This window comes from Geodermatophilus dictyosporus (genome assembly GCF_900115505.1).
GTDB classification, from domain to species: Bacteria; Actinomycetota; Actinomycetes; order Mycobacteriales; family Geodermatophilaceae; genus Geodermatophilus; species Geodermatophilus dictyosporus.
This window is the reverse complement of sequence record NZ_FOWQ01000003.1, coordinates 41,344-67,610: the sequence shown is the minus strand read 5'-3', so window position 1 is coordinate 67,610 and position 26,267 is coordinate 41,344. Positions and strand designations below refer to the sequence as shown.

The window sequence follows — 26,267 nt, the reverse complement described above, 5'->3', positions numbered from 1 at the left end:
GATAGGCCGTCGAGAGGATCACACCATGGCACGCCGGGCCCGCTGGCTGCTCCCCCTGGTCGTCCTCCTGCTGTGGCTGGGGGCGGCCGGGCCGCTCGGCGCGCTCAGCGGGAAGCTGACCGGCCTGCAGGAGAACGACACCGCCGCCTTCCTCCCCGACAGCGCGGAGTCCACCCGCGTGGCCGAGCTGCAGCAGGGGTTCTCGCCGACCCAGTCGATCCCGGCGATCCTGCTATGGGAGGGCGAGGGCCCCCTCGACCAGACGGCGCTCGGCGAGATCGCGCAGCGTGCGGAGGAGGCGGCCGCCGTCGCCGAGGAGGCGGGGTTCCTGGCCGGGGAGCCCTCCCCGCCGATCCCCTCCGAGGACGGCGAGGCCGTGCAGGTCCTCCTGCCGCTGACGCCCGAGATCGGCGACGAGATCGTGCCCGTCGTCGAGGACGTCCGGTCGGCGATCGCCGTCGACGGGACGTCGTCGTTCGTCACCGGGCCCGGCGGGATCTTCGCCGACTTCGCCAACGGGTTCGCCGGCATCGACGGGCTGCTGCTGCTGGCCGCCTTCGGCGTCGTCCTGGTGATCCTGCTGGTGGTCTACCGCAGCCCGCTGCTGCCCTTCCTGGTCATCGGGACGGCGGGACTGGCGCTGACCGTCGGCAACGCGGTCGCCTACCTGCTCGCCGACAACGGCCTCATCACGGTCAACGGCCAGAGCCAGGGCATCGCCTCGATCCTGGTCGTGGGCGCGGCCACCGACTACGGCCTGCTGCTGGTCTCCCGCTTCCGCGAGGAGCTGCGCCGGGAGCAGTCCCGGTTCACCGCCATGCGGACCGCGCTGCGCCGCTCGTGGGAGCCGATCGTCGCCTCGGGCGCCACGGTCGTCCTCGGCGTGCTGTGCCTGCTGTTCTCCGACCTGTCGTCCAACCGCGGCCTGGGGCCGATCTCGGCGGTGAGCGTCTCGCTCGCGGTCGTCGCCGCGCTCACCTTCCTGCCCGCCGCGCTCACCCTGCTCGGCCGCGCCGCGTTCTGGCCCTTCCGGCCGAGGTACGGCAGCGAGGCGCCGCAGGGCCGGGGCTGGCAGCGGGTCGCCGCCCTCGTCGGCCGGCGTCCCCGCCGCGTGCTCGCCCTCAGCACGCTCGCGCTGGTGGCCGCCGCGCTGTTCGCGCCCACCTACGACGCCTCGGGCATCACCTTCAGCGACGCCATCCGCGGCGAGTCCGACGGCGTCGACGGGCAGGAGGCGCTGGCCCGGCACTTCGACGCCGGCTCGGGCAGCCCGACCGTCGTCGTCACGCCGGAGGGCTCCTGGCCGGAGGTCGCCGAGGCGGCCGCGGCGACCGAGGGCGTGGCGTCGGTCGTGCCGTTCACCGGCGGCCCACCCGGGGGCGACCCGGTGGTGGTCGACGGGCTGGTCCGGCTCGACGTCACCCTCGCCGTGTCCGCCGACAGCACCGAGGCGATCGACGTCGTCCAGGACCTGCGCGGGGAGCTCGACGACGCCGACCCGCAGGCCCTCGTGGGCGGGGACACCGCGAGCAACCTCGACGCCCGCGAGACCGCCGGCCGCGACCTGCGGGTGATCGTGCCGAGCGTGCTGGTGGTGATCACCGTCGTGCTGGCGCTGCTGCTGCGGGCACTGGTGGCGCCGCTGCTGCTGGTGGCCACGGTGGTGCTCAGCGTCGGCGCGACGGTCGGGGTGGCCGCGCTGCTGTTCGACGACGTCTTCGGCTTCCCCGGCAGCGACCCCGGCATCCTGCTCATCGGGTTCGTGTTCCTCGTCGCCCTGGGGATCGACTACAACATCTTCCTCATGACCCGCGCGCGCGAGGAGTCGGCGCGGCACGGCACCCGCGACGGCGTCCTGCGGGCGCTGGCGGTGACCGGCGGGGTCATCACCAGCGCCGGGCTGGTGCTGGCGGCGACCTTCGGTGCCCTGTCGGTGCTGCCGCTGCTGTTCCTCACCCAGCTGTCGTTCCTCGTGGGCTTCGGCGTGCTGCTCGACACCTTCGTCGTCCGCTCGCTGGTGGTGCCCGCCGCGGTCGCGCTGCTCGGCGACCGCACCTGGTGGCCCAGCCGCCTCGCCCGTCGGCCGCACCCCGAACCCGAGCGCGAGCTCGAGCCGGTCTGAGGCCGCCGCGGTCCTCCCCTCACACCTGGCCGGTGCGCAGGCGGGTGAGCCAGGCGTGCGCGTCGGTGAACGCGGCGTCGGCGGCGACGTCGGGCACCGGGCGGTTGGTGCGGCCGTCGGCGCGGGCGTAGGACCCCAGGAAGCGGACGTCGTCGCACACGCGGTGCAGCGCGGCCAGCGCCTCGCCCACGCGGGCGTCGGCGACGTGCCCCTCGCAGTCGAGGGAGAACGAGTAGACGCCGAGCCGCTCGCGGGTGGGCCGCGACTCGATGCGGGTCAGGCTGATCCCGCGGACGGCGAACTCGGAGAGCAGGTCCAGCAGCGCCCCGGTGCGGTCGCCGACGACGGCCACCAGCGAGGTCTTGTCGTTGCCGGTGGGCGCCGGCAGCGCGCCGGGCGGCGTGACCAGCACGAACCGGGTGACCGCGCCGGGGTGGTCGGCGACGTCCTCGGCCAGCGGCACCAGCCCGTAGCGCTCGGCGGCGATCGGCGCGCAGACGGCGGCGTCGTGCTCCCCCTCGGCGACCGCGCGGGCCGCGGCGGCGGTGGAGGAGGCCGGCAGGGCCGGGACGCCGGGCAGCCACGTGGCCACGGTGCGGGCCGTCTGGGCCAGCGCGTGCGGGTGGCTGACCACGCTGCGCACGTCGGCCGCAGGGGTGCCGGGGCGGACGGCGAGGACGAAGGAGACGGAGAGGAAGACCTCGCGGGTGATGAGCAGCGGGTCACCGTCGGCCAGGCCGTCCATGGTGGCCGGCACCGAGCCCTCGACGGAGTTCTCCAGCGGCACCAGGGCCGCGTCGGCCTCGCCGGTGCGCACCGCCGCCAGCGCGGCCGGGACGCTGGCCGCCGGCTGCCGGACCCCCTGGTCCGGCCCGACTGCGGTGCTCAGCGCCGCCTCGGCGAAGGTACCCTCGGGGCCGAGATAGGCGAACCGCGTCGGAGGCGTCTGGAGCACCCGACGAGGGTAGTGCGGCAGGGCGGGCCCGCAGGTCGGCCCGGGGGCCGGCTGCCACCGGCCGGGCGGCCGGACACCCGTCGAGCGGAGGGGAAGGCGTGACTCCCGGGCCCGTTTCCGTCACCGACGGTGACCTGGACGCTGCGCTGTGGCGCGTCCTGGCCGCCAGCGGACGGGACGACGCCGACGCCTTCCGCACCGAGCTGGACGCCGTCGAGGGCGCCCTCGCCGCCGCCAGCGAGCCGCGCTGGGCGGCCTGGCGCGCGGCCCTCGCCGCCCGCCGCGCCCTGGTCGACGGGCACCCGGACGCCGCGGCCGACGACGTCGCCGCCGCCCGCGAGGCCCTGGCCGCCTGCCCGCCCGCGCCGTCGACCGCGCTGGCCCTGGCCTACCTGGCCCACGTGGAGGCCACCGGCGACCACCCGGACGCGGCGATGCTGCTGGCCATCGACGCCAGCCTGCTCACCGAGCAGCTCGGGTCCGGCGAGCCGACGCGCGCCCTGCACCAGGCGCACCTGTGGCTGTCCCTGACGCTCACCGCGCTCGACCTGGAGGAGCTGGCGCTGGCCCAGGCCGAGCAGGGCTGCCGGGTGGCCGCCGCGCTGCCCGGGCTCGCCGACCGCTGGCTGCTGCTGCGGCTGTGCGCGCAGCAGTCCACCGAGCTGGCCCAGACGCTGCGCCGCCGCGGCGCGGTGACCCGCAGCGTGGAGCTGGCCGGGAGCGCCCTGGCCCACGCCACCGACGCCCGTGCCCTCGACGTCGAGCCCGACCCCGACGACCTCGACCTGCTCGACGTCGTCCAGGCCTGGGCGCTGGCCTGCCACGACGACCTCGACGACGCCGTCGGCCCGCTGCGCTCGGTGCACCGGCGGGTGCACCGCACCGGCAGCACCTGGCTGCGCGGCTACACCGACCTGGCGCTGGCCCGGCTGCTCGGCCGGCTCTCCCAGCTGCACAGCGGCGGCGGGCACGCCGAGGAGGCCACCGACCTGCTCGTCGACGCCGCCGGCGCCTTCGCCGCGACCGCCGACCGCCGCCGCTACCGCCAGTGCCTGCTCGAGCTCGGCCAGGCCACCGCCGCGATGGGCCGGCCCGCCGAGGCGCTGTACTGGCTCGACGCCTACCGCGCCGACACCGGGCGGGCGCACGCGCGCAGCCGCGAGCTGTGGGCGGAGATGTTCGTCCGGCGCAGCCGGCTGCGCGAGGTCGAGCGGCAGGCCGCGGTGCTGCGCCGGCACGCGCTGGAGGACCCGCTGACCGGGCTGGGCAACCGGCGCAGCGCCGAGCGCCGGCTGGCCGGGCTCCGGCTGGGCAGCGAGCCGCTGTCGCTGGCCGTCGTCGACGTCGACCGCTTCAAGGAGGTCAACGACGACACCTCGCACTCGCACGGCGACGAGGTGCTGCGCCGGGTGGCCGCGCTGCTGCGCGAGCACAGCCGCCTCGACGACGAGGTCTACCGCTGGGCCGGCGACGAGTTCCTCGTCGTGCTGCCCACCGCCACCCAGGGCCAGGCGCTGGCCGCCGTGGAGCGGCTGCGCGCCGCCGTCGCCGAGGCCGACTGGCGCGACCTGCCGCTGACCGGGCCGATCACGGTCAGCATCGGGGTGGCCACCGCGCCGGCCGACGGCGCCGGCGACCCGCCCGGCTGGCGCTCGCTGTTCGACACCGCCGACCTGCACCTGTTCTCCGCCAAGCGCGGCGGGCGCAACCGGGTGCGCGCACCCGGCCTGGTCGGCGACGCCGGGGACGACCCGGCCGAGGGGACGACGGCGTGACGCGCGGCCCCGCCTGGGACTCCCGTGACACGACGGACGAGGCACCGCCCGGCCCCCGGCGTGCCCCCGGCCCGGTGCTCGACTCCCCCGCGGACGGCGTGCACAGTGCGCTGGTGCCACCCGGAGCCCTGCACCAACGGGTGACCGCTGCCCTCGCCAACTGGCAGCTCGACGACGCCGAGCGGCTGCTGTCGGTCGTCGACCCCTCCTCGCCCTACGAGCCCGCCGGGCGGGCCGAGCGGGACGAGCCGCCGTCCCTCGGCCGGGCCTGGGCCGACACCCTGCGCGCCGAGCTGCTCGTGCGCCGGCTGCGGGTGGCCGGCTTCAGCGTCGTCGGGGAGCCGATCGACGCGCCCGCGACGGAGTCCCTCGACCTGCACGCCGGCGTCGCCGGGCTGCTCGACCACGACGGGGAGCGCCCCGACAGCGACCCGCGCTCGGAGTCGGCCTCGCACGCGGCGCTGGCCATCGCCCTGGTGCGCTCGGCCAAGGCCGCCTTCGACGCCTCCGACGACGACCTGCAGCGCGCCGCGGGCCTGGCCCGGCACGCGCGCATCGAGCTGCTGTCCCGCCGGATCGACGCGGCGATGGACGAGGCGGTCGAGGCCGCGAGCCTGCTCGACCCCGACCTGCCGCCCGGGGCGCTGCTGGTCGACACCCTCGGCACGCTGGCCGGCGTCCTGGCCGACCTCGAGCTGATGCCGCTGGCGCTGGACTACCAGCGCCGCGCGCTGGAGGCGGCCGGCGCGGCCGCCGAGCAGGGCCTGCTCGGGCCCGAGGACGGCGACCCCGAGGTGCTCGCCGCCGGCGCGGCCACCTGCCTGGCCGCGCTGTGCGCCGAGCTCGGCGAGGCGCTGCTCGACGACGGCGACCCCGGCTCCGCGGCCCCGCACTTCGCCGAGGCCCGCCGGCTGGCCGAGCAGGCGCTGGCCCAGCTGCCCCCCGACGCCGAGGGCATCGTCGCCGCGCAGGTGGTGCACGGCTGGGCGCTGGTCGGGCTCGGCGAGCACGCCGCCGCCAGCGGGCCGCTGCGGGCCGCCGTCCGCCTCACCAGTGCCACCGGCGACCGGGCGCTGCTGGCCTCGGCGCAGCTCGCGCTCGGCCGGGCGCTGCGCCGGCAGGGCGACGGACGCGGCGCCGACGAGCAGCTGGCCAAGGCGCTGGCGCTGGCCAGCGAGCACGGCCTGCCCCGGCTGCGGCGGGCGGCGCTGCGCGAGCTGTGCACGCTGCACGCCGAGCTCGACGACGCCGGCCGCGCACTGCCCTACCTGCAGGCCTACCTCGCCGACGAGCTGGACCGGGTCGACGAGCGGCGCACCCGCTGGGTGGAGCTGTTCGGCCGGCGCAAGAGCCTGCTGGAGAACGAGCGGGCCGCCGGCCAGCTGCGCCGGCAGGCCTACGAGGACCCGCTGACCCACCTGCCCAACCGGCGCTACGCCGAGGCCCGGCTCGACGGGCTGCTCAGCGCCGGCACCACGCCCGCGCTCGCCGTCGTCGACGTCGACCGGTTCAAGTCGATCAACGACGCGGTCGGGCACCCCGGCGGCGACGCGGTGCTGCGGACGGTCGCCGAGCTGCTCCTGGCCGGCTGCCGCGACACCGACGAGGTGTGCCGGTGGGCCGGCGACGAGTTCGTCGTCCTGTTCCCGGACACGACCGCCGAGCAGGCCGAGCACGCCCTCGAGCGGATCCGCCGCGCCGTCGCCGCGCACGACTGGGCCGCCGACGGCGTGACCGTGCCGGTGACCATCAGCGTGGGCATCGCCTCGGCCACCCGCGGCGACGACCGCCGCACGCTGTTCGCCGCGGCCGACGGCGTGCTCTACGACGCCAAGCGCAGCGGCCGCGACCGCGTCGTCCGGCTCTCGGCGCTGACCCAGACCCGCGCCCCGGACGCCGCCCCGCCGGAGGCCCCCGCCCGCCCGGCCGAGCCGTCCGCCCGGGTCACCGTGCAGGCCTCGCCGCTGGACCCGGTCGGCGGGTTCGCCGCGCTGCTGGCCGACCCGCCGCTGTCGACCGGCAGCCCGGCCGAGCCGACGCTCGCACCGCAGCCGGCGCCCGCCCCGCCGAGCCGCCCGGGACCGGCCGAACCCGACGTCGTCTGGGGGGTCAACCGCAGCACCGAGCAGGTGCTGGCGCTGGTCCGCGAGGCACGCGCCGAGCACCCCGACCGGCCGGCGCTGGTGGTGCGCGCGACCGCCGACACCCTCGTCGCGCTGGCCGGCGCGTACGACGGCTCGACCACCGTCGACGCCACGGCGATGTCGGCAGCCGTCGGGCCGATCCCCGAGCCGCGCGGCCGGGTCGGCGTCCTGTGCGCCGGCACCGCCGACGCGTCGGTGGCCGCGGAGGCCGCCTTCGTCGCGCGGGTCACCGGCACCGAGGTGGTGCGCGTGGACGACGTCGGCGGCAGCCGGCTGCGCCCGCTGCTCACCGACCGCACGCTGCTCGACGACACCGACTGCCTGGTCGTCGTCGCCGGGCTCGACGCCTCGCTGGCCGCCACCGTGGCCGCGATGACCGACGTCCCGATCGTCGCGGTGCCCACCTCCACCGGTCGGCCGGGCTCCTTCGGCGGGTTCGGCGCGCTGCTGACCGTGCTCAACGCGGCCTCACCGGGCGTCGTGGTGAGCACGATCGACAACGGCCACGCCGCCGGCGTCTTCGCCGCCCGCATCGCGAGGCGCACCGCGAGGTGAGCCGCCCCGCGGAGGACGGCGGACCGGCCGCGGGGCCGGAGGCTCCCGGCCGGGACGGCGTGGCACGGCTCAACACAGGTCGGGGACGGCTCCTGGCCGCGGTGTCGGCCGGAGGGCCGACCACGTGACCGGCACGACGGCGGCGAAGAGCACCGCCACCGCGACAGCGCCGCCGAGGGCCCAGGCGGCGAAGACCAGCAGCGAGGCGAGCTCGATCCCCAGGCCCGCCACCGAGGTGACCGTGGCCCGCACCGTCCCGGGCACCTGCTCCTGCAGCCGCGCCTCCCCCACCACCAGCACCGCGAGGTAGAGCCCGTAGGACACCGCGACGGCGGCCAGGGCGGCCGGGTGCGCCACCAGCGCCCCTCCGGCGAGCAGCACCGCGGACACGGCCAGCAGCACCGGCAGGGCGCGCGCGGGCAGCCGCCCGACCCGGCCGGCCAGCGCGGCCCCCGCCGCCCCGGCCAGCGCGACGACGAGGACGGCGGCCGGCACGAGGGCGGTCGGCACGCCCTCGTCGCGGGCCAGCAGGGGGAAGTACTCCTCGATCGCGTCCAGCCCGCCGAGCAGCGCGACGGCGGCCAGCACCGGCCACAGCCCCGGCCGGCGCAGCGCCGTCGCGGCCGCCGTCCGCAGCGGCACCTCCGGCTCCCCGTCGTCCGTGCTCGGCGGCTCGGGGAACCGGGTCGCCAGCGCCGCGGCGGCCAGGCACACCGCCACGCTCGCCCACCCGACGAGCGGGTACCCGCCGGCGACCACCAGCACCCCGGCCAGCAGCGCCGTGGGCACCTGGACCAGCAGCTCGGTGGCGGTCGTCGCGCCGTGCACCCGCAGGTACGCGTCCTCCGCGCCGGCGGCGGCCAGCCCGTCGTAGACCAGCGCCTCGGCCGCGCCCGACACCAGCGCGCCGCCGACCCCCCACAGCACGAAGCCGGCGGCGAAGGCCACCGGACCGGGGGCCGCCGTCCACACCGCGAAGCCGGCCGCCTCGAGGAGGCCGGCGAGCACCAGCGCGCCGCGGCGCGACCACCGGTCGGCGAGCACGCCGGTGGGCACCTCGGCGAGCAGGCCGGTCAGCGACCACAGCGCGAACAGGCCCGACACCTGCGCCGCGGACAGCCCGGTGTCGAGGAACAGCAGCGCGTACAGGGGGTACACCGGGACCAGGCCCGACAGCGCCGTCCAGGCCACGGCCAGGCGGGCGAGTGACCGGGCAGCCGGCGGGAGCGGGTCGGACGCCGGGCGTCAACGGAACGGCACGACCGGACGGTAACCGGGACCACACCCCGGCGCAGCCGGTTTCCGCGCCCCGGTCGTCTAGGGTGGGCCGTCGAGAAGGGGAGTAGCCCCTCGTCCGCTGGTCGACACGCTGGCACCCCCGGGTGCCCGGTCAGCGGGCCCGCGCCCGGCGCGGGTGGGCGAGACCTTCGACCGGAGCAGTGGTGTCACTGCCGGTCGGAGGCACGAGCCCCGCCCGGCGGTGCCGAGCGGAAGTGGGCCAGCCCGTGATCGTCCTGTCCGTCGTCGCGACGGCGTTCCTCCTCGTGCTCCCGGTGGAGCTGCCGGACAAGACGCTGTTCGCCAGCCTGGTCCTCGCCACCCGGTTCCCGCCGCTGCCGGTGTTCGTCGGCGTCGGCACCGCCTTCGGCCTGCAGGTGGCCATCGCGGTGACCGCCGGCTCGCTGCTGTCGCTGCTGCCGCAGGCGCTGGTCACCGGGGTGGTGGCGGTGCTGTTCCTGGTCGGCGCGGTGCTGCTCTGGCGCAGCGCGTCCGAGGGGCCCGAGGACGGCGGGGAGGCCGCCGACGCGCGGGAGCAGGCGTCGTTCCTGCGGGCGGCGGCGGTCTCCTTCGGCGTGCTGTTCGCCGCCGAGTGGGGCGACCTCTCGCAGCTGGCCACCGCCGGCCTGGCCGCCCGCTTCGACGCCCCGGTGTCGGTCTTCGTCGGCGCCTGGGCCGCGCTGCTCACCGTGTCCGCCCTCGCGGTGTTCCTGGGCAAGGCGCTGGCCGACCGGCTGCCCGTGGCGCTCATCCGCCGGGTGGCCGCGGTGCTCTTCGTCGTGTTCGCCGTCCTCGCCGCGGTCGAGACGGTGCGCGCACTGGTCTGACCGGCTCCGGCCGCTCCCCCGGCGGTGGCACCATCGCCGGGGATGGACGCCGCCGTGGAGGTCACCGAGCTCGTCAAGCGCTACCCGGGGCGGCCGGTCGACGCCGTCTCCGGGGTCTCCTTCACCGTCGACCGCGGCGAGGTCTTCGGCCTGCTCGGCCCCAACGGCGCGGGCAAGACGACGACGATCGGCGTGCTCACCACCCGGGTGCTGCCCACCGGCGGGACGGCGCGGGTGGCCGGCGTCGACGTCGCGGCCGACCCGGTGACCGCGCGCAGCCGGCTGTCGGTGGTGCCGCAGCGGTCGAACCTCGACCGCTCGCTGACCGCTCGGCAGAACCTGGTCTTCCACGCCGCCTACCACGGCGTCGGGCGGGCCGAGCGCAACCGCCGGGCCGACGACCTGCTCGAGCGCCTGGGCCTGGGCGACCGGGGCGGCGACAAGGTCGACGACTACTCCGGCGGCATGGCCCAGCGGCTGCTCATCGCCCGCGCCCTCATGCACGCCCCGCAGGTGGTCTTCCTCGACGAGCCGAGCACCGGCCTGGACCCGCAGGCCCGGCTGTTCGTGTGGGACAAGGTGCGGGAGCTGCGGGCCGACGGGATCACCGTCGTGCTCACCACGCACGACATGGAGGAGGCCGCCGCGCTGGCCGACCGGGTCGGGATCATGGACCGCGGCCGGCTGCTGGCCCTGGACACCCCCGCCGCGCTGACCCGGTCGCTGCCCGGCAGCGCCACCCTCGACGTCGACGTCGAGCGGGCCGCCGACGACACCGACGAGGCGGTGCTCGCGGCGCTGGCCGCGCTGCCGCAGGCCGAGCGGGTGGAGCCGGTGGCCGACGCGGCGGGGCTGCGCGCCCGGCTGTACCTGTCGGCCGACGCCGCGACGACGGTCGGCCCGGTGTCGGAGGTGCTCACCGCGCGCGGTGCCCGGCTGACCGGCGTCCGGCTCGGCGAGCCCAGCCTCGAGGACGTCTTCCTCAGCCTGACCGGACGGGAGCTGCGATGACCGCCGTCGGCACCGGCCCCAGCACGGCCGCCGGCTCCGCACGGGCCACCCGTCCCGGCGTCGGCCGGGCGTTCGCCGCGCTGCTGTGGCGCGACGTGTTCGTCACCGGACGCGAGTTCGTGCCGTTCCTGCTGCAGGTGGTGCTGCAGCCGGTGTTCCTGCTGTTCGTCTTCGGCAAGGTGCTCACCGAGCTCGGCTTCACGTCGAGCACGTACGCCGACGTGCTGCTGCCCGGGGTGGTGTCGCTGGCCGCCTTCCTCACCGCCCTGCAGAACACCGCCTTCCCGCTGGTCATCGACTTCTCGTTCACCAAGGAGATCGAGGACCGGCTGCTCGCACCGCTGCCCACCGCGCTGGTCGCCGTCGAGAAGATCGTGTTCGCCACGATGCGCGCGCTGGTCGCCGCGCTGGTCATGTTCCCGATCAGCTGGTGGGTGCTCGGGTCGCTGCCGGTCACCTGGTCCGACGTCCCGCTGCTGGCCGCCTTCCTGGTGCTCGGCTCGCTGGTCGGCGCGGCGATGGGCATGGTGCTGGGCACCCTGGTCAAGCCGAACCGGATCAACGTCGTGTTCGCCGTCGTCCTGACGCCGCTGCTGTTCACCGGCTCCACCCAGTTCCCGTGGCCGGCGCTGGAGTCGCTGCGCTGGTTCCAGGTGGTGTGCGCGGTCAACCCGCTCACCTACGTCAGCGAGGCACTGCGGGCGGAGATGGCGCCCGACGTGCCGCACGTGCCGCTCGGGGTGTGCGCCCTCGCGCTGGCCGGCTTCCTCGTCGTGTTCGGCACGCTGGGGCTGGCCGGCTTCCGCCGCCGCGCCCTCGACTGAGGCGGGACCCCGCTCAGAGGCCGCCGGAGGACGCCCACTCGGCGAGGCGGCGCTCGGCCTCCTCGGGGCTGACGTCCTCGACCCGGGTCATGACCGCCCAGCGGTGGCCGAAGGGGTCGTAGACCGAGGCGAACCGGTCGCCGGTGACGAAGGTGGCCGGCTCCTCGCGCACGGTGGCGCCGAGCTCGACGGCCCGCGCCACGACGGCGTCGACGTCGGGGACGTAGACGCAGGTGGAGCTGCTCACCAGGTCGCCCTCGCGGCGGGGCGCGGTGAGCCCGAAGCGCTCGTCGGGGTCGCCGAGCTGGAGCCGGCCGGCCTCGAACTGCAGTTCGGCGTGCGGGACCGAGCCGTCCGGTCCGTCCATGCGGCTGACCACCGTGGCGCCGAAGACCTCGCCGTACCAGCGGATCGCCTCGGCGGCGGGGGAGCAGACGAGGAACGGGGTGAGGGACGAGTAGCCGTCGGGTCGGCCGTTGGTGATCGCCATGCGGCCATCCTGGCGGCCCCCGCCCGGGGCGTCTTGCAGGAACCCGACAGCCGCCGCGGCGTCAGGGCAGGGTCGGGATCCACTCGGCCAGCGCCCGGCCGATGTCGTGCGGGCTGTCCTCGGGCACGAAGTGCGAGCCGCGCACGGTGACCTCGGTGAGGGAGGGCCACTTGCGCACCAGCGCGCGCTGCCGGCCGACCAGGATCGACCCCGGGTCGGCGTCGATGAACAGCTTCGGCACGGCGCTGGTGCGCAGCCAGTGGCCGTACCGGGAGACGACGTCGCGCACCAGTGGCGGCACGTTCTCGATGGGCAGCTGCCGCGGCCACTCCAGGGTGGGCCAGCGGTCCTCGCGCTCGCGGAAGGGCTGCCGGTAGCGCTCGTGCGCCTCCGGGTCGAGCCCGCGCAGCACCGAGGCGGGGAGGATGCGCTCGACGAACACGTTCTTGTCCAGCACCACCGTCTCGCCGTCGTCACCGCGCATGGTGCGGAAGATGCCGCGCGCGTCGGCCGGCCAGTCGGCCCAGGTGAACGGGCCGACGATCGCCTCGGTGAACGCCACGCCGCGCACCGCCTCGGGGTGCCGGCTCGCCCAGTCGAAGCCCAGCGCCGAGCCCCAGTCGTGCAGCACGAACGTCACCCGCCGCTGCACCCCCACGGCCTCGAGGAAGTCGTCGAGGTGGGCGGCGTGCGTGGCGTAGGAGTAGGTGCCCCGCTGCGGCCCGGGCAGCTTGCCCGACTCCCCCATGCCGACCAGGTCCGGCGCGATGCAGCGGCCCAGGTGCTGCACGTGCGGGACGACGTTGCGCCACAGGTAGGACGACGTCGGGTTGCCGTGCAGCAGGACGATCGGGTCGCCCTGACCGACGTCGACGTAGGCCATCTCGGTGCCCCGCACGGTGACCCGCTGCCGCGGGAAGGGGTCGAGGGGCGAGACGACGTCGGACTGGTCGGCCATGCCGGGATCCTCACCCAGGCGCCGCCGCTCCGCCGTCCGAGGATCGTGCTTGACCCTGACGCGACGTCAGGCTGTGCACTCGTCGCCGTCAGGGAGGAGGGACCCGGGATGAACGTGGGAGAGGTCGCGGCGCTGGCCGGCGTCACGGTGCGCACGCTGCACCACTACGACCGCATCGGCCTGCTGTCGCCGTCGGGCCGCACCGCGGCCGGCTACCGCCGCTACTCGGCGGCCGACCTCGGCCGGCTGCACCAGGTGCTGCTCTACCGCGAGCTCGGGTTCCCCCTCGAGGAGGTCGCGACGCTGCTCGACGACCCGTCCGCCGACCCCGCGGAGCACCTCCGCCGGCAGCACCGGCTGCTGCGGGACCGGCTGGACCGGACGGCGGCCATGGTCGCGGCCGTGGAGAAGGAGATGGAGGCACGGCACATGGGGATCGACCTGACCCCGGAGGAGAAGTTCGAGCTGTTCGGGGACTGGCTGCCCGAGGAGTACGAGGCCGAGGCGCAGGAGCGCTGGGGCGAGACCGAGGCGTGGGCCCAGTCGCAGGCGCGGACCCGCGCGTACACCAAGGACGACTGGGTGCGGGTCCAGGCCGAGGGCGAGGACGTCGAGGCGCGGATGGCCGCGGCGCTGCAGGCCGGCGTGGCACCGGACTCGCCGCAGGCCATGGACCTCGCCGAGGAGGCGCGGCAGCAGATCAGCCGCAACTTCTACGACTGCTCGCCGGAGATGCACGCCGGCATCGGCCGCACGTACGTCGAGGACGAGCGGTTCACCGCGCACTACGAGCGGCGGGCGGCCGGCCTGGCGCAGTGGGTGAGCACCGCCGTCCAGGCCAACGCCGCCCGCCAGGGCGCCTGACCCGGCACAAGTCGACCACCGGGAGGCGCTGACCCACCGGTCGGTCATCCGGTTGGACACAACGCTTCAGCCGGGGTGACCGGGCGCCGATGACCGTCCCGTGAGTCACAGCAGCCCCAGCGGCCCCGGGGGTCTGGCGGGAGCGGTCGCACGGCTGCCCTGGCCGGTCGTCACGCTCGGCGCCGCCGCCGTGTACGCGGCCGCGAGCGTGCTCGGCCGCGCCACCCGGCTCGAGGGCTCCCAGCTGGCGCTGGTGTGGCCGGCCGCGGCCGTGGGCGTGCTGTGGCTGGCCGCCTCCTGGGTGCACCCGCGCCGCCTGCTGGTCGACGCCCTGGCGCTGGCCGCGGTCGCCGCGACGGTCAACGGGCTGACCGGGTTCGGGCCGGCCGAGGCAGCGGTGCTCGGCGTGGCCAACGCCGTGCAGGCGGTCGTGGCGTGCGCGGTCCTCTCCCGCCTGCAGCGCCGGTGGGGCACCCCCGACGTGTGGCGGCTGCGGCGCCCCACGGACCTCGGCGCGCTCGCCGTGGCCGCCGTCGGCTCCGCGCTGGTCACCAGTGCGCTCGGGCCGGTGGGCCTGTGGCTGCTCGGCGACGGGCACCTGCTCGCCAGCATGGGCACCTGGACGGTGCGCAACGCCGCCAGCGTCCTGGTCTTCGCCCCGCTGGCCCTGCTGCTGGTCGACCCCGGGACGGCCCGCACCCCGCCGGGCCGCGCCCGGCTCGCCGAGCTGGCCGGGGTCACGCTCCTCACCACCGCCGCCTACGTGCTGGTGATGGGCGTCGCCACCCCCGTCCCGGTGGCCTTCGCGCTGCTGCCGTTCGGGATGTGGCTGGCACTGCGCTTCGGGCCGACCGTGGCCGCCGCGCACGTCACCCTGGCCGGCGTCTTCGTCGTCGTGACCACGCTGGGCGGGCGGGGACCGTTCGCCGTCGCCGACCTGTGGCTGCGCGCCGGCCTGGCCCAGGCCTACGTGGTGGTCGCCGGCGTCGTGGCGCTGGTCGTCGCGCTGCACCACGACGAGCGGCAGCGCCTGATCGCCGGGCTCGAGCAGGCCCGCGCCGAGGCCGACGAGCAGGCCCGCCTGGCCGAGCAGGCCATGGCGCACACGTCGGCGTTCCTGGCGGTGATGAGCCACGAGATCCGCACCCCGCTCAACGGCGTCCTGGGCCTGACCGCGCTGCTGCTGGGCACCGACCTCGACGACCGCCAGCGCGAGTGGGCCGCCGCCGCCGACCGGTCGGGCCGGACGCTGCTGCGGATCGTCAACGACGTCCTCGACTCCGCCAAGGTCGAGGCCGGCGCCGTGGAGCTCGAGGAGGTCCCGCTCGACCTGCTCGAGGTGCTCGACGAGGCGGCGCTGCCGGTGCGGGGCCCGGCGGCCGACCGCGGGCTGGCCCTCGTCGTCACCCCCGCGCCCGGGCTGGCCCGGCACCGCACCGGCGACCCCGGCCGGCTGCGCCAGGTCGTGGGCAACCTGCTGGCCAACGCCGTCAAGTTCACCGAGTCCGGCTCGGTCACCCTCACCGTGGACGGCGACGCCGCGACCGTCGTCCTGCACGTCACCGACACCGGCATCGGCATGACCGGCGAGCAGCTCGCCCGCCTGTTCACCCCGTTCACCCAGGCCGAGGCCTCGACCACCCGCCGCTTCGGCGGCACCGGCCTGGGGCTGAGCATCGCCGCCGGGCTGGTGGCGCGGATGGGCGGGCGGATCACCGCCTGCAGCGCACCCGCTGCGGGCACCACCTTCCGCGTCGAGCTGCCGCTGCCCGAGACCGGGCCGGCCGTCGGGGCCGCCCCCGTCCCGGTGCCGGCCGCCGTCCCCGGCCTGCGGGTGCTCGTGGCCGACGACGACGAGGTCAACCGGCTCGTCGCTCGCATGACCCTGCAGGCCCGCGGCCTGGCCGTCGACGTCGTCCCCGACGGCGCCCGGGCGGTCGAGGCCGTGCGCGCCGGCGGTTACGACGCCGTGTTCATGGACTGCCACATGCCCGGCGTCGACGGCCTGGAGGCCACCCGCCGCATCCGCGCGGCCGAGGCGGCCGACGGCCGTCCCCGGACCCCCGTCGTCGCGCTGACCGCGAGCGCGCTGACCGAGGACCGCGCCCGCTACCGCGAGGCCGGCATGGACGGCTTCCTCCCCAAGCCCTGGACCCCGGAGGAGCTGCAGGCGGTGCTCGAGCTGATCGGCGCCGCGGCCCCCGCTCCCCGGCCGGCCGCGGCCGGCGCCCTCCCCCCGGTCGACGACGACCTGACCACCGTCCGCGCCCGCCTCGACGAGCTGTTCGAGGACGACGACCCCGAGGAGGTCGCGCCCGTGCGCGCCTCGCTGCTCACCACCTTCCGCGACCGCACGGCCACGCTGGTCAGCGACCTCGCCGCCGCCGCGGCCACCGGTGACCGGCCCGCCGCCGCGGCCGCCGCGCACGCCCTCCGCGGCAGCGCCGGCACCATCGGCGCCGGCTCGCTGGCCGCCCTCGCCGCCGCCCTCGAGGAGCGGGCCGGGGCGCCCGGCCGCGCCGACCTCGTCCCGCTGGCCGACCGGCTGGCCGCCGCGGCCGCCGCCCTCGCGCCCGGGCTCACCGAGCTGGCCGCGGCGACCCCCCTGCGGCGGGCGTCGTGACCGCCCCTCCCCTGCCGAGCTGGTCGGCGCTGCTGGGCACGCTCACCCGCCAGGTGCCCGACCTGACCGTGTGCCTGTTCGACGCCGGCCACCGCTTCCTCCTCTGCTCCGGCCCCTGGCTGTCCCGGCGCGGGCTCACCGAGGCCGACGTCCTCGGCCGCACGGTCGGCGAGGTCGTGCTGTCCTCCTTCGCCGGCGACGTCGACGCCCTGGTCACCGCCGCGCTGGCGGGCCGGTCGGCCGCCGCCGAGTTCGCCGTCGACTACACCGCGGTCACCGGCGCGCCCGGCGCGGTGTGGGAGATCTCCGCCGCGCCGGCCACCGCACCCGACGGCGCGCCCCTGGCCCTGGTCACCTGCCGCGACGTCGTCCGCGTCCGCGCCGTCGACGCCGCCCGGTCCACCAGCGAGCGGCGGTTCCGGACCGCGTTCGACACCGCGCCCACGCCCATGGCGCTGCTGGCCACCGCCGGCGGGCCGGCCCCGGCCGCCGTCAGCCGGGTCAACGCGGCGCTGGCCCGCCTGGTCGGCCGGACGCCGGGCACCGGGCGGGAGTGGGACCTCGCCCGCGCCGCCGTCGCCGACGACCTGGTCGACGGCGGGCTGGCCGGCCTGGTGGAGCGGGCGCTGCGCGGTGAGACCGACCTCGCCGTCGACACCTGGCTGCGGCACGCCGACGGCACCCCCGTGCCGGTGTCGGCGGCCAGCTCCCCGCCGGTGCCGGCCACCGCCCCCGACGGCACCGAGCGCACCGAGCTGGTGCTGCTGCTGCGCGACACCACCGCCGAGCTGGCCACCCACCGGGCGCTCACCGAGGCGCTGGCGGGCGAGCGGCGGGCCGCCGAGCACCAGCGCCGGCTGGAGACCCTCCGCGGCGACTTCGTCGCGGCCGTGTCCCACGAGCTGCGCACGCCGATGACCGGCATCCTCGGCAACCTCGAGGTGCTGCTCGACGGCGACGCCGGGGCGCTCAACCCGATGCAGGCGCTGATGCTGGCCACCGTCGAGCGGGAGGCGCAGCGGCTGCGCCGGCTGATCGAGGACCTGCTGACCACCGCGCACCTCGACTCCGGCGGGCTGGTGGTGCTCGACGACGCCGAGGTCGACCTCGCCGCCGTCGCCGCGGCCGCCGCCCAGGAGGTCGCGGGCCAGCTGACCCGGCGCGGGCAGCGGCTGGTGCCCGGCCTGGCCGGCCCGGCGTGGGTGCGCGGCGACGCCGGCGGGCTGCGCGGCGTCGTCGCCGAGCTGCTGTCCAACGCCGCCAAGGTCAGCCCCGAGGGCGGCGTCGTCCGGCTGTCCTGCCGCCCGGACCGCGGCGAGGTGCTCGTCGCCGTCGCCGACTGCGGCCCCGGCATCCCCGAGACCGAGCTGCCGCACGTGTTCGACCGCTTCTACCGCACCGCCCACGCCGGCGAGCAGGCGCTGCCGGGCACGGGCCTCGGCCTGTCGCTGGTGGCCCACACCGTCTCCGCGCACGGCGGCACGGTGTCGGCCGAGTCCGGTCCCGACGGGGCCGTCTTCACCGTCCGCCTGCCGGCGGTCACCACCCCCACCCACCTCGCCGGGAGCCCCGCGTGACCCACGTCCTGGTCGTCGACGACGACCCCGCCATCGCCAGCCTGGTCGCCTTCAAGATCGGCCGGCTGGGCGCCCGCGTCTCGGTCGAGTCCGACGGGGAGGCCGGGTTGGCCGCGGCCCGCCAGCTGCGCCCGGACCTGGTCGTCCTCGACTGGATGATGCCGCGGATGAACGGCCTGGAGGTCTGCGCGGCCCTGCGCGCCGACCCGGACCCGCAGGTCTCCTCCGTCCCGGTCGTCCTGCTGACCGCCAAGGCGCAGGAGAGCGACGTCGAGCGCGGCTTCGTCGCCGGCGCCACCGACTACGTGGTCAAGCCCTTCAGCCCCCGGGAGCTGGTCACCCGGGTCACCGCCGCCCTGCCGCCGGGCGCGCTCACCCCGTGACGGCCCTGACGTCGGCGGCGCTGGTGGCGACGCTCGTGCTCACCGGCGCGGTGCTGCTCCTGCTGGGCGCCGTCGCGGTCGAGCACGCCCGCCGGGGCCGGCGGCTGGCCCGCGAGGAGCGGCGCCGCGCGGAGCTCACCCCGCTGGTCTACGCCGCCCTCGACGACGACGAGGACGGCGCCGCGGCGCTCGCCGGCCTGGAGGCCGCCCCCGCGGCGCTCGACGACCTGGTGCTCGACCTGCTGCCGCAGCTGCGCGGCGCCGACCGGGCCGCGCTGGGCCGGCTGCTGGCCCGCCGCGGCGTGGTCACCCGCGCCGCCGCCGACCTGTCGGCCCGCGCCCCGTGGCGCCGGGGCCGGGCGGCCGCACTGCTGGGCAACGCCGCCGACCCCGGCCGGACCGACGCGCTCACCGCGCTGCTGGCCGACCGCGCGCCCGACGTCCGCTGCGCCGCCGCCCGCGCGCTGGGCAAGGCCGGCGACGTCCGCGCCGCCGGCCCGCTGCTGCGCGCGCTGGCCCGCTCGCGGCGGGTGCCCGCCGGCGTGGTGGGCATGGCCCTGCTCGACCTCGGCACCCCGGTGCTGCCCGACCTGCGCGCCGCCGTCACCGACCCGCCCTCCCCCGCCGCCCAGGCGCTGGCCGCCGACCTGCTCGGCCTGCACGGCGACGTCGAGGCGCTCCCCCTGCTGCTCGGCCTGGTCGCCGACGCCCGCCGCCCGCCCGCCGTCCGGTGCAGCGCGGCCACCGCGCTGGGCCGCGTCGGCGGCCCCGCCGCCACCCCCGCGCTGGGTGCGGCGCTGGCCCAGACCGCCGTGCCGGCGCTGCGCCACGCCGCCGCGGAGGCCCTCGGCCGCATCGGCGACGACGCCGCGATCGACCTGCTGGCCGCGACCGTGGCCGGGGGTGACGACGCCGTCCGCGACGGGTGCGCCGACGCGCTGGCCGGTGCCGGCGAGGAGGGCCGCGCCCGGCTGGCCGCGCACGCCTGGCACTCGGGCCGGGTGGGCGAGGCCGCCCGCGCCGCGCTGTCCAACCGGCCGCGGCCCCGCGACGCCCGCGTGCGGAGGGCCGCCTAGTGCGCGAGGCGCTGACCGGCTTCGTCACCACGCTCAACTGGACGGTGCTCGGCTACGTCCTGGTGCTCGACACCTCGATGCTGCTGCTGGTGCTCTTCGGCGCCCGCCGGGTGGTGACCAACCTGCGCTGGAGCGGCGCGGAGGGCCTCGACCGGGTCTTCGCCAGCCCGCTCACGCCCGGCGTCTCGGTGCTGGTGCCCGCGCACGACGAGGAGGCCGGCGTCCTCGACACGCTCGCCGCCGTGCTGTCGCAGCGCTACCCGCTGCTGGAGGTGGTGCTGGTCGACGACGGGTCCACCGACCGCACCTTCGAGCTGGTGGCCGAGCGCTACGGCCTCACCCCGGTCACCCCGCGCTGGACCGCCGACACCGCCGTCGAGGGGCGGGTGCTCTCCGTGCACCGGGCGACCACCGGCGACCCGCTGACCGTCGTCCGCAAGACCAGCGTCAAGCGCCGCTCCGACGCGCTCAACGTGGCGCTCAACCTGGCCCGCCACCCGCTGGTGTGCATGGTCGACGCCGACTCGCTGCTCGAGCCGGACGCGCTGCTCAAGGTGGCCCGGCCCTTCATCGAGGACCCCGAGCACGTCGTCGGCGCCGGCGGGGTGATCCGCACGGCCAACGCCGCGCTCACCGACCGCGGCGCGGTGCTGGAGCCCCGGCTGTCCAAGCGCTGGCTGGTGCGCATCCAGGCCGTGGAGTACCTGCGCTCGTTCCTGCTGGGCCGCACCACCTGGGCCGACGCCGACGCGCTGCTGATCATCTCCGGGGCGTTCGGGTTGTTCCGCCGCGACGCCGTCGTCGAGGTCGGCGGGCTGGACCCGCGGTCGCTGGCGGAGGACGCCGAGCTCGTCGTCACCCTGCAGGAGCACCTGCGCCGCGCGGGCCGGCCCTCGCGGATGGTGTTCGTGCCCGAGACGGTCTGCTGGACCGAGGTGCCCGAGACGTGGTCGGTGCTCGGCCGTCAGCGGCAGCGCTGGTCGCACGGGCTGGCGCAGCTGCTGTGGAAGCACCGGCGGATGGTCGGCAACCCGCGGTTCGGCCCGGTCGGGCTGCTGGCGCTGCCGTTCTTCCTGCTCTTCGAGCTGCTCGGGCCGGTGGTGGAGGTGCTCGGGCTGGCCTCGGTCGTCGTCGCGGCGGTCCTCGGGCTGCTCGACCCCGGCACGGCCGCGCTGATGGTGGGCGTCGCGCTGGCGCTGGGCGTGCTGGTCTCGACCGCCGTGGTCGCCGTCGAGGAGTTCACCTTCCACCGCTACCGCAGCGGGGCCGACCTCCGGGCGCTGCTGCTGGCCGGCGCGGTGGAGAACGTGGGCTACCGGCAGCTGCACGCCTGGTTCCGGCTGCGCGGGCTGCTCGCGGCCCTCGCCCGCCGCGACCCGGTGTGGACGGCCATGCCCCGCACCGGCTTCACCACCGCCCCGGCGCCCGCCGAGGCGTAGGACGGGCGGCGCAGGACCGGCGTGGCGACCACGGCGGGTGGTGCCACGCGGGCCGGGCCGCCGCGGACGCAGCCGTCCCGTTGACGCCTCCGGCCCCGTCCTACGGTCCCCGCACCCGCAGGACCGACGAGGAGGTCGCCGTGCCCATCGTGATCGTGCTCTCCGGACCGACCGTGACGCAGGAGCGCTACAAGGCGGCCGTCCGCCTGCTCAAGGGGGGCGAGGGCGGCATGCAACGGCCGGGTGACTGGCCGGTCGAGGGGCTGCTCTCGCACGTCGCCGGACAGGGGCCGCAGGGCTTCCGCATCGTGGACGTGTGGGACTCCGAGGACTCCTGCCGGCGCTTCGGCGAGCAGCTCGCGCCCGTGCTGCAGCAGACCGGCATCACCGACCCGCCGGAGGTCTACCCCGCGCAGACCTTCGTGTCGGCGGCCCTCAGCCACGCCTGACCGGCGCCGCGGCGGATCAGCCCGCCGCGGCGTACAGCTCCAGCGCGATGCCGTCGGGGTCGCGGAACTCCAGCAGCACCGCCCGGCCCAGGTCCTTGACGCCGGCGTGCGGCACGCCCAGCGCGTCGAGCCGGGCCGCGGCGGCGTGCACCGCACCGGGATCGGCCACGCGGAAGCTGAGGTGGTCCAGCCCGACGCGGTCCTCGTCGAAGCGGTCACCGTCCGGCGCCACGGGCCGCAGGCCGAGCAGCCCCGAGCCGAGCCGGTAGACGACCCCGCCGTAGAGGAACCCGAGGCCCTCCCGGGTCTGCTCGTCCGCGTCGGCCGGCACCTCGAAGGCCACGGGGAGGGCGAACACCTGGTCGTAGAAGGCCCGGGAGCGGGCGATGTCGGTCACGGTCAGGCGCACGTGGGCGTAGCCGTCGATGGCGATGCTCATGGGGCAGTCTCCCGAGGCCCGGCCCGCGCGGCACCCGCGACCCCGGCGTCCTGCCGCCGGAGGCACCGGGCGCCCGCAGGCCGTGCGGTGGCGGAGCCGACGGCGGCGACGACGTCGAGGGCGGTTGCGGCGGGGGTGGGAGGGCGGGGTCGGCGGTGAGGGTCACGGGGGCTCCTGGGACGGGCGGGTCGGGGACGGCGCCGACCCTGGCGAGGGCGACTGGGCCGCCGCTTGCGGCCGACTTGGCGCCGCTCCCCCCTCCCGCTGCCCGCCCGTAGCTGCCAGGATCCGGCCCGTGCGGTACCGCGTCCTCGGGCCACTCGAGGTCACGGGCCCCGACGGCCTGCCCCTCGACGTGGGCGGCGCCAAGCCGCGCGCGCTGCTGGCGCTGCTGCTGGCCGAGGCCGGCCGGGTGGTGCCGGTCGAGCGGATCGTCACCGCCCTGTGGGACGACGACCCGCCGCCCACGGTCACCGGCACCCTGCAGGCCTACGTCTCGCACCTGCGGCGGGTGCTCGAGCCCGAGCGCGGCCCGCGGCAGGCGGCCCGGGTGCTGCTCACCCGCGCACCGGGCTACCTCGTGCAGGTCGACGCCGCCGACCTCGACAGCCTGCGGTTCGCCGCGCTGGTCGAGGACGGCGACCGCGCCCTGGACGCCGGTGACCCCGCCCGCGCGCTCGCCGTCCTCGACCGGGCGCTGGAGCTGTGGCGCGGCGACCCGCTGCCCGAGCTGGGTGAGGGTCCCGGCGCCGCCGAGCGGATGCGGCTGGCCGAACTGCACGTGCACGCCCGCGAGCGCCGCGGCGAGGCGCTGCTGGGCGTGGGCCGTGCCGACGCCGCGGTCGGCGAGCTGCAGCCGCTGGTGGCCGAGCACCCGCTGCGCGAGCGGCTGTGGGCCCGGCTGGTCACCGCGCTCTACGCCGCCGACCGGCAGGCCGACGCCCTCGACGCGCTGCGCCGCTGCACCGCGCTGCTGCGCGACGAGCTCGGCATCGACCCCGGCCCGGAGCTGCGCGAGCTCGAGCGGGCGGTGCTGCGGCAGGACCCGGGGCTGGCCCGCCGGGCACCGCGGCCGGTGGTCGCCCCGCCGTCGGCCGCGGCGCCGCTGGCCGTCCCGGACGACGCGACCCTGGTCGGCCGCGACGGCGAGCTGGCCCGGCTGCGGGAGGCCGCCGAGCGGGCCGCCGCGGGGCGGGCCGGCGTGGTCGTCCTCGGCGGCGAGGCCGGCATCGGCAAGACCCGGCTGGCCGAGGCGGTGGCCGCGATGAGCCGGTCGGCGGGCTGGGCGGTGGCCGAGGGCCGCTGCGCCGACGACGGCGGCGCCCCGCCGCTGTGGCCGTGGACGCAGGTGCTCGACCAGCTCGGCCAGGACCCGGTCGCCGCGGTCGACGGCGACGGTGACGCCGACGCCGCCCGCTTCCGGCTCTTCCAGGACCTGCGCTCGCGGCTGGTCGCGGCCACCGCCGACCGCCCGGTGCTGGTGGTGCTCGAGGACCTGCAAGGGGCCGACGCCACCTCGGTGCAGCTGCTCGGCCTGCTCGCCCGCCACCTGCCGCGGGTGCCGCTGCTGGTCGTGGTGACCGTGCGCACCGCCGGCGAGGAACTGCCCCCGGCGGTCGCCGACGGCCTGGCGCGGCTCTCCCGCGAGGCCGCCGTCACCACGCTGCCGCTGGCCGGCCTGCCGCCCGGGGACGTCGGGCGGCTGCTGGCCGCGCAGGGCGGGGACGCCGCGCTGGCCCCCGCGGTGCACGACCGCACCGCCGGCAACCCGTTCTTCGTCGTCGAGCTGTCGCGGTGGCTGCGCGGCGCCGGTGGCCTGGACCGGACGCCGGTGCCGCCGTCGGTGGCCGAGGTGCTGCGCGGCCGCCTGGCCCGGCTGCCCGCGGGTGCCCGGCCGGTGCTGGAGCTGGCCGCCGTCGCCGGGCGGGAGGTGACCCTCGACCTGCTCGAGGCCGCCGGGGAGAGCGCCGAGACCGTGCTGGACGCGCTGGACGCCGCGGTCGCCGCCGGGCTGCTGGTCGAGGGCACCGCGCCGTGGAGCTGGCGGTTCTGCCACGCGCTGGTGCAGGAGGTCCTCGCCGACGACCTGCCGGCGCTGCGGCGGGCGCGGCTGCACGCCCGGCTGGCCGCCGCGCTCGAGCGCCGCGCGCCCGCCGGCCGGGCCGACGACGCCCTCGTCGAGCGGCTGGCGCACCACGCGGTCGCGGCCGCGCCCGTGGCCGGCCCGGAGCCGGGACTGCGGTGGTCGGCGGCGGCCGCCGCGGTGGCCCGCGCGCGGCTGGCCGACGACGAGGCCGCCGCCCACACCCGCCGCGCCCTCCGGCTGGTCGACCCCGCCGCGCCGGGTGCCGCCCGTACCCGGCACGACCTGCTCACCGCGCTCGGCAACGACCTGCTGCGCAGCGGGCAGCGCACCGAGGCCCGCGAGGTGGTGGCCGAGGCGATCGCCGTCGCCCGCGAGCTCGGCGACCGGCGCTGCCTGCTGGAGTCGGCCGCCGTGTGGGGCTCCCCCACGCTGGAGAACTGGCGGCCGCACGGCGTGGTCGACGCCGAGATGGTGACGCTGCTGGAGGACCTGCTCGAGCACCACGACGACATCGCGCCGGACGCGGACGACGAGGAGCGCGACCGCCTCACCGCGCGGCTGCTCGGCACCCTCGGCGTCGAGCTGGCGTTCAGCGAGGACCTGCAGCGCGGCGTGCGGTACGCCGAGCGCGCGGTGGCCCTGGCCCGCGGCGCCGGCGACCCGGAGCTGCTCGGCCGGGTGCTCAACAACTACGCACTGGCCGTCTGGGGCCGGCCCGACGCCGCCGAGCGCCGGCTGGCCGCCACCGACGAGGCACTGGCCCTGGCCGGCCGCGGGCTGCCGCGGCGCACCGAGTTCTACGCCCGGCTGCACCGCGCGGCGATCCGGCTGCACCTGACCGACCGGGCCGGCTACGAGGCCGACCTGGAGGCCGGACGGCGGCTGGCGACCTCGCTGTCGGGGCCCGAGGTGCGCCCGCACGTGCTCTGGCAGCAGGCGGGTGCGGCCTGGCTGGCCGGCGACGCCGCCCGCGCCGAGGAGCTGACCACCGAGGCGCACGAGCTCTACCGGCGGGTCACCCCGCACGCCCGGCACGCGTACGCGGCGCACGTGTTCGCGCTGCGCCGCGCCGACGGCCGGCTGCCCGAGGCGGTGGACCTGCTGGTGGCCACCGGCGACGAGGGCAACCCGCTGCTGCAGCTGATGGCCGTGCTGGCCGCGGCGGGGTCCGGCGACCTCGCCGAGGCCCGGCGGCTGCGGGCGCGGTGGGGCCGCACGGTCATCCGCGACTGGGCCAGCGACGTCGCCGTGCTGCTGCAGGCCGAGACCGCGCTGCACCTGGGTGACGAGGCCGAGGTGACCGTGGCGACGGTGCAGCTGCTGCCCTTCCGCGGCCGGCAGGCGGTCCTCGGGACGGCGGCGTTCAGCCTCGGCGCCTACGACGAGCTGCTCGGCCGCATCGCCGAGCGCACCGGCGACACCGTGGCCGCCCGCGACTGGTGGGCCGGCGCCCGCGCGCAGGGACGCCGGGTGGGTGCTCCGCAGCAGGTGGCCCTGGCCGAGGCGCACCTGGCGCGGGTGCCGGCCGAGACCGCGCACCGCCCCCCGCGCCGCCGCCCGGCACCACGATCGGCCTAGAGCGTGGTGGCCCGCCCGCCGTCGACCGGGATCACCGCGCCGGTGACGTAGGCGCCGGCGCGACTGGCCAGGTAGACGACGACGCCGGCCATGTCGTCGGGGCGGCCGATGCGGCCCAGCGGCGAGCTGGCCGCGATCTCGTCACCGCGGGCGGCCAGCGTGGCGGCCATCATCTTCGACTCGAACGGGCCCGGGGCGACGGCGTTGACGGTGATCCGCCGCGGCCCGAGCTCCTTGGCCAGGTGCCGGGTCAGCTGGTGCACCGCGGCCTTGCTCGACGAGTAGGAGTAGGTGGGCAGCTGGGGCACGTGCAGGCCGTCGATGCTCCCGACGTTGACCACCCGCGCCGGGTCGTCGTCGGTGGCGGCCGCCTCGAGCAGCGGGACCATCGCCCGGGTGAGGAAGAACGGCGCCTTGACGTTGAGGTCGAGCACCTTGTCCCACGCGGAGGCGGGGAAGGTCTCGAACGGCTCGCCCCAGGTGGCACCGGCGTTGTTGACCAGCACGTGCACCCGCTCCTCGCGCCGGCCCACCTCCTCGGCGAGCCGCACGCACTCGGCCTCGGTGCTGACGTCGGCGGGGATCGACTCGACCCGCCCGTGCTCCGACAGCTCGGCGACGGCCTGCTCGCCGGCCTCGGGCTTGCGCGACGAGACGTAGACGGAGGCGCCGGCCTGCAGCAGCCCGCGGGCCATCATCAGGCCGATGCCGCGGGTGCCGCCGGTGACGACGGCGACCTTCCCGGTGAGGTCGAACAGGTGCACGCGCAGCCTCCTGGGGCGTGGCGGGGACGGCGGTGACCCCGGCGTCCCAC

20 protein-coding genes are annotated in these 26,267 nt (G+C 77.4%); 14 read left to right on the top strand and 6 right to left on the bottom strand.

Annotation, left to right across the window (positions count from 1 at the left end):
• The first annotated feature begins 25 nt into the window (after positions 1-25).
• The gene (locus BMZ33_RS07585; protein ID WP_169064029.1) at positions 26-2,122 is read left to right on the top strand and encodes an MMPL family transporter; all 2,097 of its coding nucleotides are present in this window, start codon (positions 26-28) and stop codon (positions 2,120-2,122) included.
• 19 nt (positions 2,123-2,141) lie between these two features.
• On the opposite strand, the gene pheA is transcribed toward BMZ33_RS07585, so the two are convergent.
• The gene (pheA, locus tag BMZ33_RS07580; protein WP_091108986.1) at positions 2,142-3,077 is read right to left on the bottom strand and encodes a prephenate dehydratase; all 936 of its coding nucleotides are present in this window, start codon (positions 3,075-3,077) and stop codon (positions 2,142-2,144) included.
• Between the two features lie 98 nt (positions 3,078-3,175).
• Between pheA and BMZ33_RS24410 the strand changes: the two genes are divergently transcribed.
• Together BMZ33_RS24410 and BMZ33_RS07570 are read left to right on the top strand one after the other, a co-directional pair.
• Positions 3,176-4,852 (top strand): GGDEF domain-containing protein, encoded by a 1,677-nt coding sequence (locus BMZ33_RS24410; RefSeq protein ID WP_091108985.1) that lies wholly within the window; start codon positions 3,176-3,178, stop codon positions 4,850-4,852.
• A gap of 113 nt (positions 4,853-4,965) precedes the next feature.
• Positions 4,966-7,551 (top strand): diguanylate cyclase domain-containing protein, encoded by a 2,586-nt coding sequence (locus tag BMZ33_RS07570; RefSeq protein WP_169064028.1) that lies wholly within the window; start codon positions 4,966-4,968, stop codon positions 7,549-7,551.
• Positions 7,552-7,620: 69 nt separating this feature from the next.
• On the opposite strand, the gene BMZ33_RS07565 is transcribed toward BMZ33_RS07570, so the two are convergent.
• A complete protein-coding gene (locus BMZ33_RS07565) occupies positions 7,621-8,742 on the bottom strand; it encodes an MFS transporter (RefSeq protein WP_091108983.1) in 1,122 nt (373 codons plus the stop codon).
• Between the two features lie 314 nt (positions 8,743-9,056).
• Between BMZ33_RS07565 and BMZ33_RS07560 the strand changes: the two genes are divergently transcribed.
• From BMZ33_RS07560 to BMZ33_RS07550, 3 genes are read left to right on the top strand one after another with little or no spacing between them, the layout of a single operon-like run.
• Positions 9,057-9,656: a TMEM165/GDT1 family protein gene (locus BMZ33_RS07560; protein ID WP_169064026.1), complete on the top strand. Its 600-nt coding sequence runs from the start codon at positions 9,057-9,059 to the stop codon at positions 9,654-9,656.
• 42 nt (positions 9,657-9,698) lie between these two features.
• A complete protein-coding gene (locus tag BMZ33_RS07555) occupies positions 9,699-10,667 on the top strand; it encodes an ABC transporter ATP-binding protein (RefSeq protein ID WP_091108982.1) in 969 nt (322 codons plus the stop codon).
• Complete coding sequence (locus tag BMZ33_RS07550) at positions 10,664-11,491, top strand: ABC transporter permease (RefSeq protein ID WP_091108981.1); 828 nt, start codon at positions 10,664-10,666, stop codon at positions 11,489-11,491. Before BMZ33_RS07555 ends, BMZ33_RS07550 begins: the two co-directional genes overlap by 4 nt.
• 13 nt (positions 11,492-11,504) lie before the next feature.
• On the opposite strand, the gene BMZ33_RS07545 is transcribed toward BMZ33_RS07550, so the two are convergent.
• Together BMZ33_RS07545 and BMZ33_RS07540 are read right to left on the bottom strand one after the other, a co-directional pair.
• Entirely contained in the window at positions 11,505-11,981 is a 477-nt protein-coding gene (locus BMZ33_RS07545; protein WP_091108980.1) for a VOC family protein, read from the bottom strand.
• A gap of 61 nt (positions 11,982-12,042) precedes the next feature.
• On the bottom strand, positions 12,043-12,939 hold the full coding sequence (locus tag BMZ33_RS07540) for a haloalkane dehalogenase (protein ID WP_136697226.1): 897 nt from the start codon (positions 12,937-12,939) through the stop codon (positions 12,043-12,045).
• 108 nt (positions 12,940-13,047) lie between these two features.
• Here BMZ33_RS07540 and BMZ33_RS07535 point away from each other — a divergent pair, with 108 nt between their 5' ends.
• The 7 genes from BMZ33_RS07535 to BMZ33_RS07505 all read left to right on the top strand — a co-directional run bounded on the left by BMZ33_RS07535 (position 13,048) and on the right by BMZ33_RS07505 (position 21,350).
• Positions 13,048-13,803, top strand: coding sequence for a MerR family transcriptional regulator (locus tag BMZ33_RS07535; RefSeq protein ID WP_091108979.1), 756 nt, complete (start codon positions 13,048-13,050; stop codon positions 13,801-13,803).
• Between the two features lie 100 nt (positions 13,804-13,903).
• Positions 13,904-16,426: a hybrid sensor histidine kinase/response regulator gene (locus tag BMZ33_RS07530; RefSeq protein ID WP_091108978.1), complete on the top strand. Its 2,523-nt coding sequence runs from the start codon at positions 13,904-13,906 to the stop codon at positions 16,424-16,426.
• A complete protein-coding gene (locus BMZ33_RS07525) occupies positions 16,423-18,003 on the top strand; it encodes a PAS domain-containing sensor histidine kinase (RefSeq protein ID WP_091108977.1) in 1,581 nt (526 codons plus the stop codon). The genes BMZ33_RS07530 and BMZ33_RS07525 overlap by 4 nt, the downstream gene beginning before the upstream one ends.
• Positions 18,000-18,386 (top strand): response regulator transcription factor, encoded by a 387-nt coding sequence (locus BMZ33_RS07520; RefSeq protein ID WP_091108976.1) that lies wholly within the window; start codon positions 18,000-18,002, stop codon positions 18,384-18,386. The genes BMZ33_RS07525 and BMZ33_RS07520 overlap by 4 nt, the downstream gene beginning before the upstream one ends.
• Entirely contained in the window at positions 18,383-19,462 is a 1,080-nt protein-coding gene (locus BMZ33_RS07515; RefSeq protein WP_091108975.1) for a HEAT repeat domain-containing protein, read from the top strand. Before BMZ33_RS07520 ends, BMZ33_RS07515 begins: the two co-directional genes overlap by 4 nt.
• Positions 19,462-20,901: a glycosyltransferase family 2 protein gene (locus BMZ33_RS07510; RefSeq protein ID WP_091108974.1), complete on the top strand. Its 1,440-nt coding sequence runs from the start codon at positions 19,462-19,464 to the stop codon at positions 20,899-20,901. Before BMZ33_RS07515 ends, BMZ33_RS07510 begins: the two co-directional genes overlap by 1 nt.
• 140 nt (positions 20,902-21,041) lie before the next feature.
• Positions 21,042-21,350, top strand: coding sequence for a hypothetical protein (locus tag BMZ33_RS07505; protein ID WP_091108973.1), 309 nt, complete (start codon positions 21,042-21,044; stop codon positions 21,348-21,350).
• Positions 21,351-21,366: 16 nt separating this feature from the next.
• Here BMZ33_RS07505 and BMZ33_RS07500 read toward each other — a convergent pair whose 3' ends face one another.
• Positions 21,367-21,789 (bottom strand): VOC family protein, encoded by a 423-nt coding sequence (locus BMZ33_RS07500; protein WP_091108972.1) that lies wholly within the window; start codon positions 21,787-21,789, stop codon positions 21,367-21,369.
• A gap of 295 nt (positions 21,790-22,084) precedes the next feature.
• Here BMZ33_RS07500 and BMZ33_RS07495 point away from each other — a divergent pair, with 295 nt between their 5' ends.
• Positions 22,085-25,453: an ATP-binding protein gene (locus tag BMZ33_RS07495; protein WP_169064025.1), complete on the top strand. Its 3,369-nt coding sequence runs from the start codon at positions 22,085-22,087 to the stop codon at positions 25,451-25,453.
• On the opposite strand, the gene BMZ33_RS07490 is transcribed toward BMZ33_RS07495, so the two are convergent.
• Positions 25,450-26,217, bottom strand: coding sequence for a glucose 1-dehydrogenase (locus tag BMZ33_RS07490; protein ID WP_091108970.1), 768 nt, complete (start codon positions 26,215-26,217; stop codon positions 25,450-25,452). The genes BMZ33_RS07495 and BMZ33_RS07490 overlap by 4 nt on opposite strands.
• Positions 26,218-26,267 lie beyond the last annotated feature (50 nt).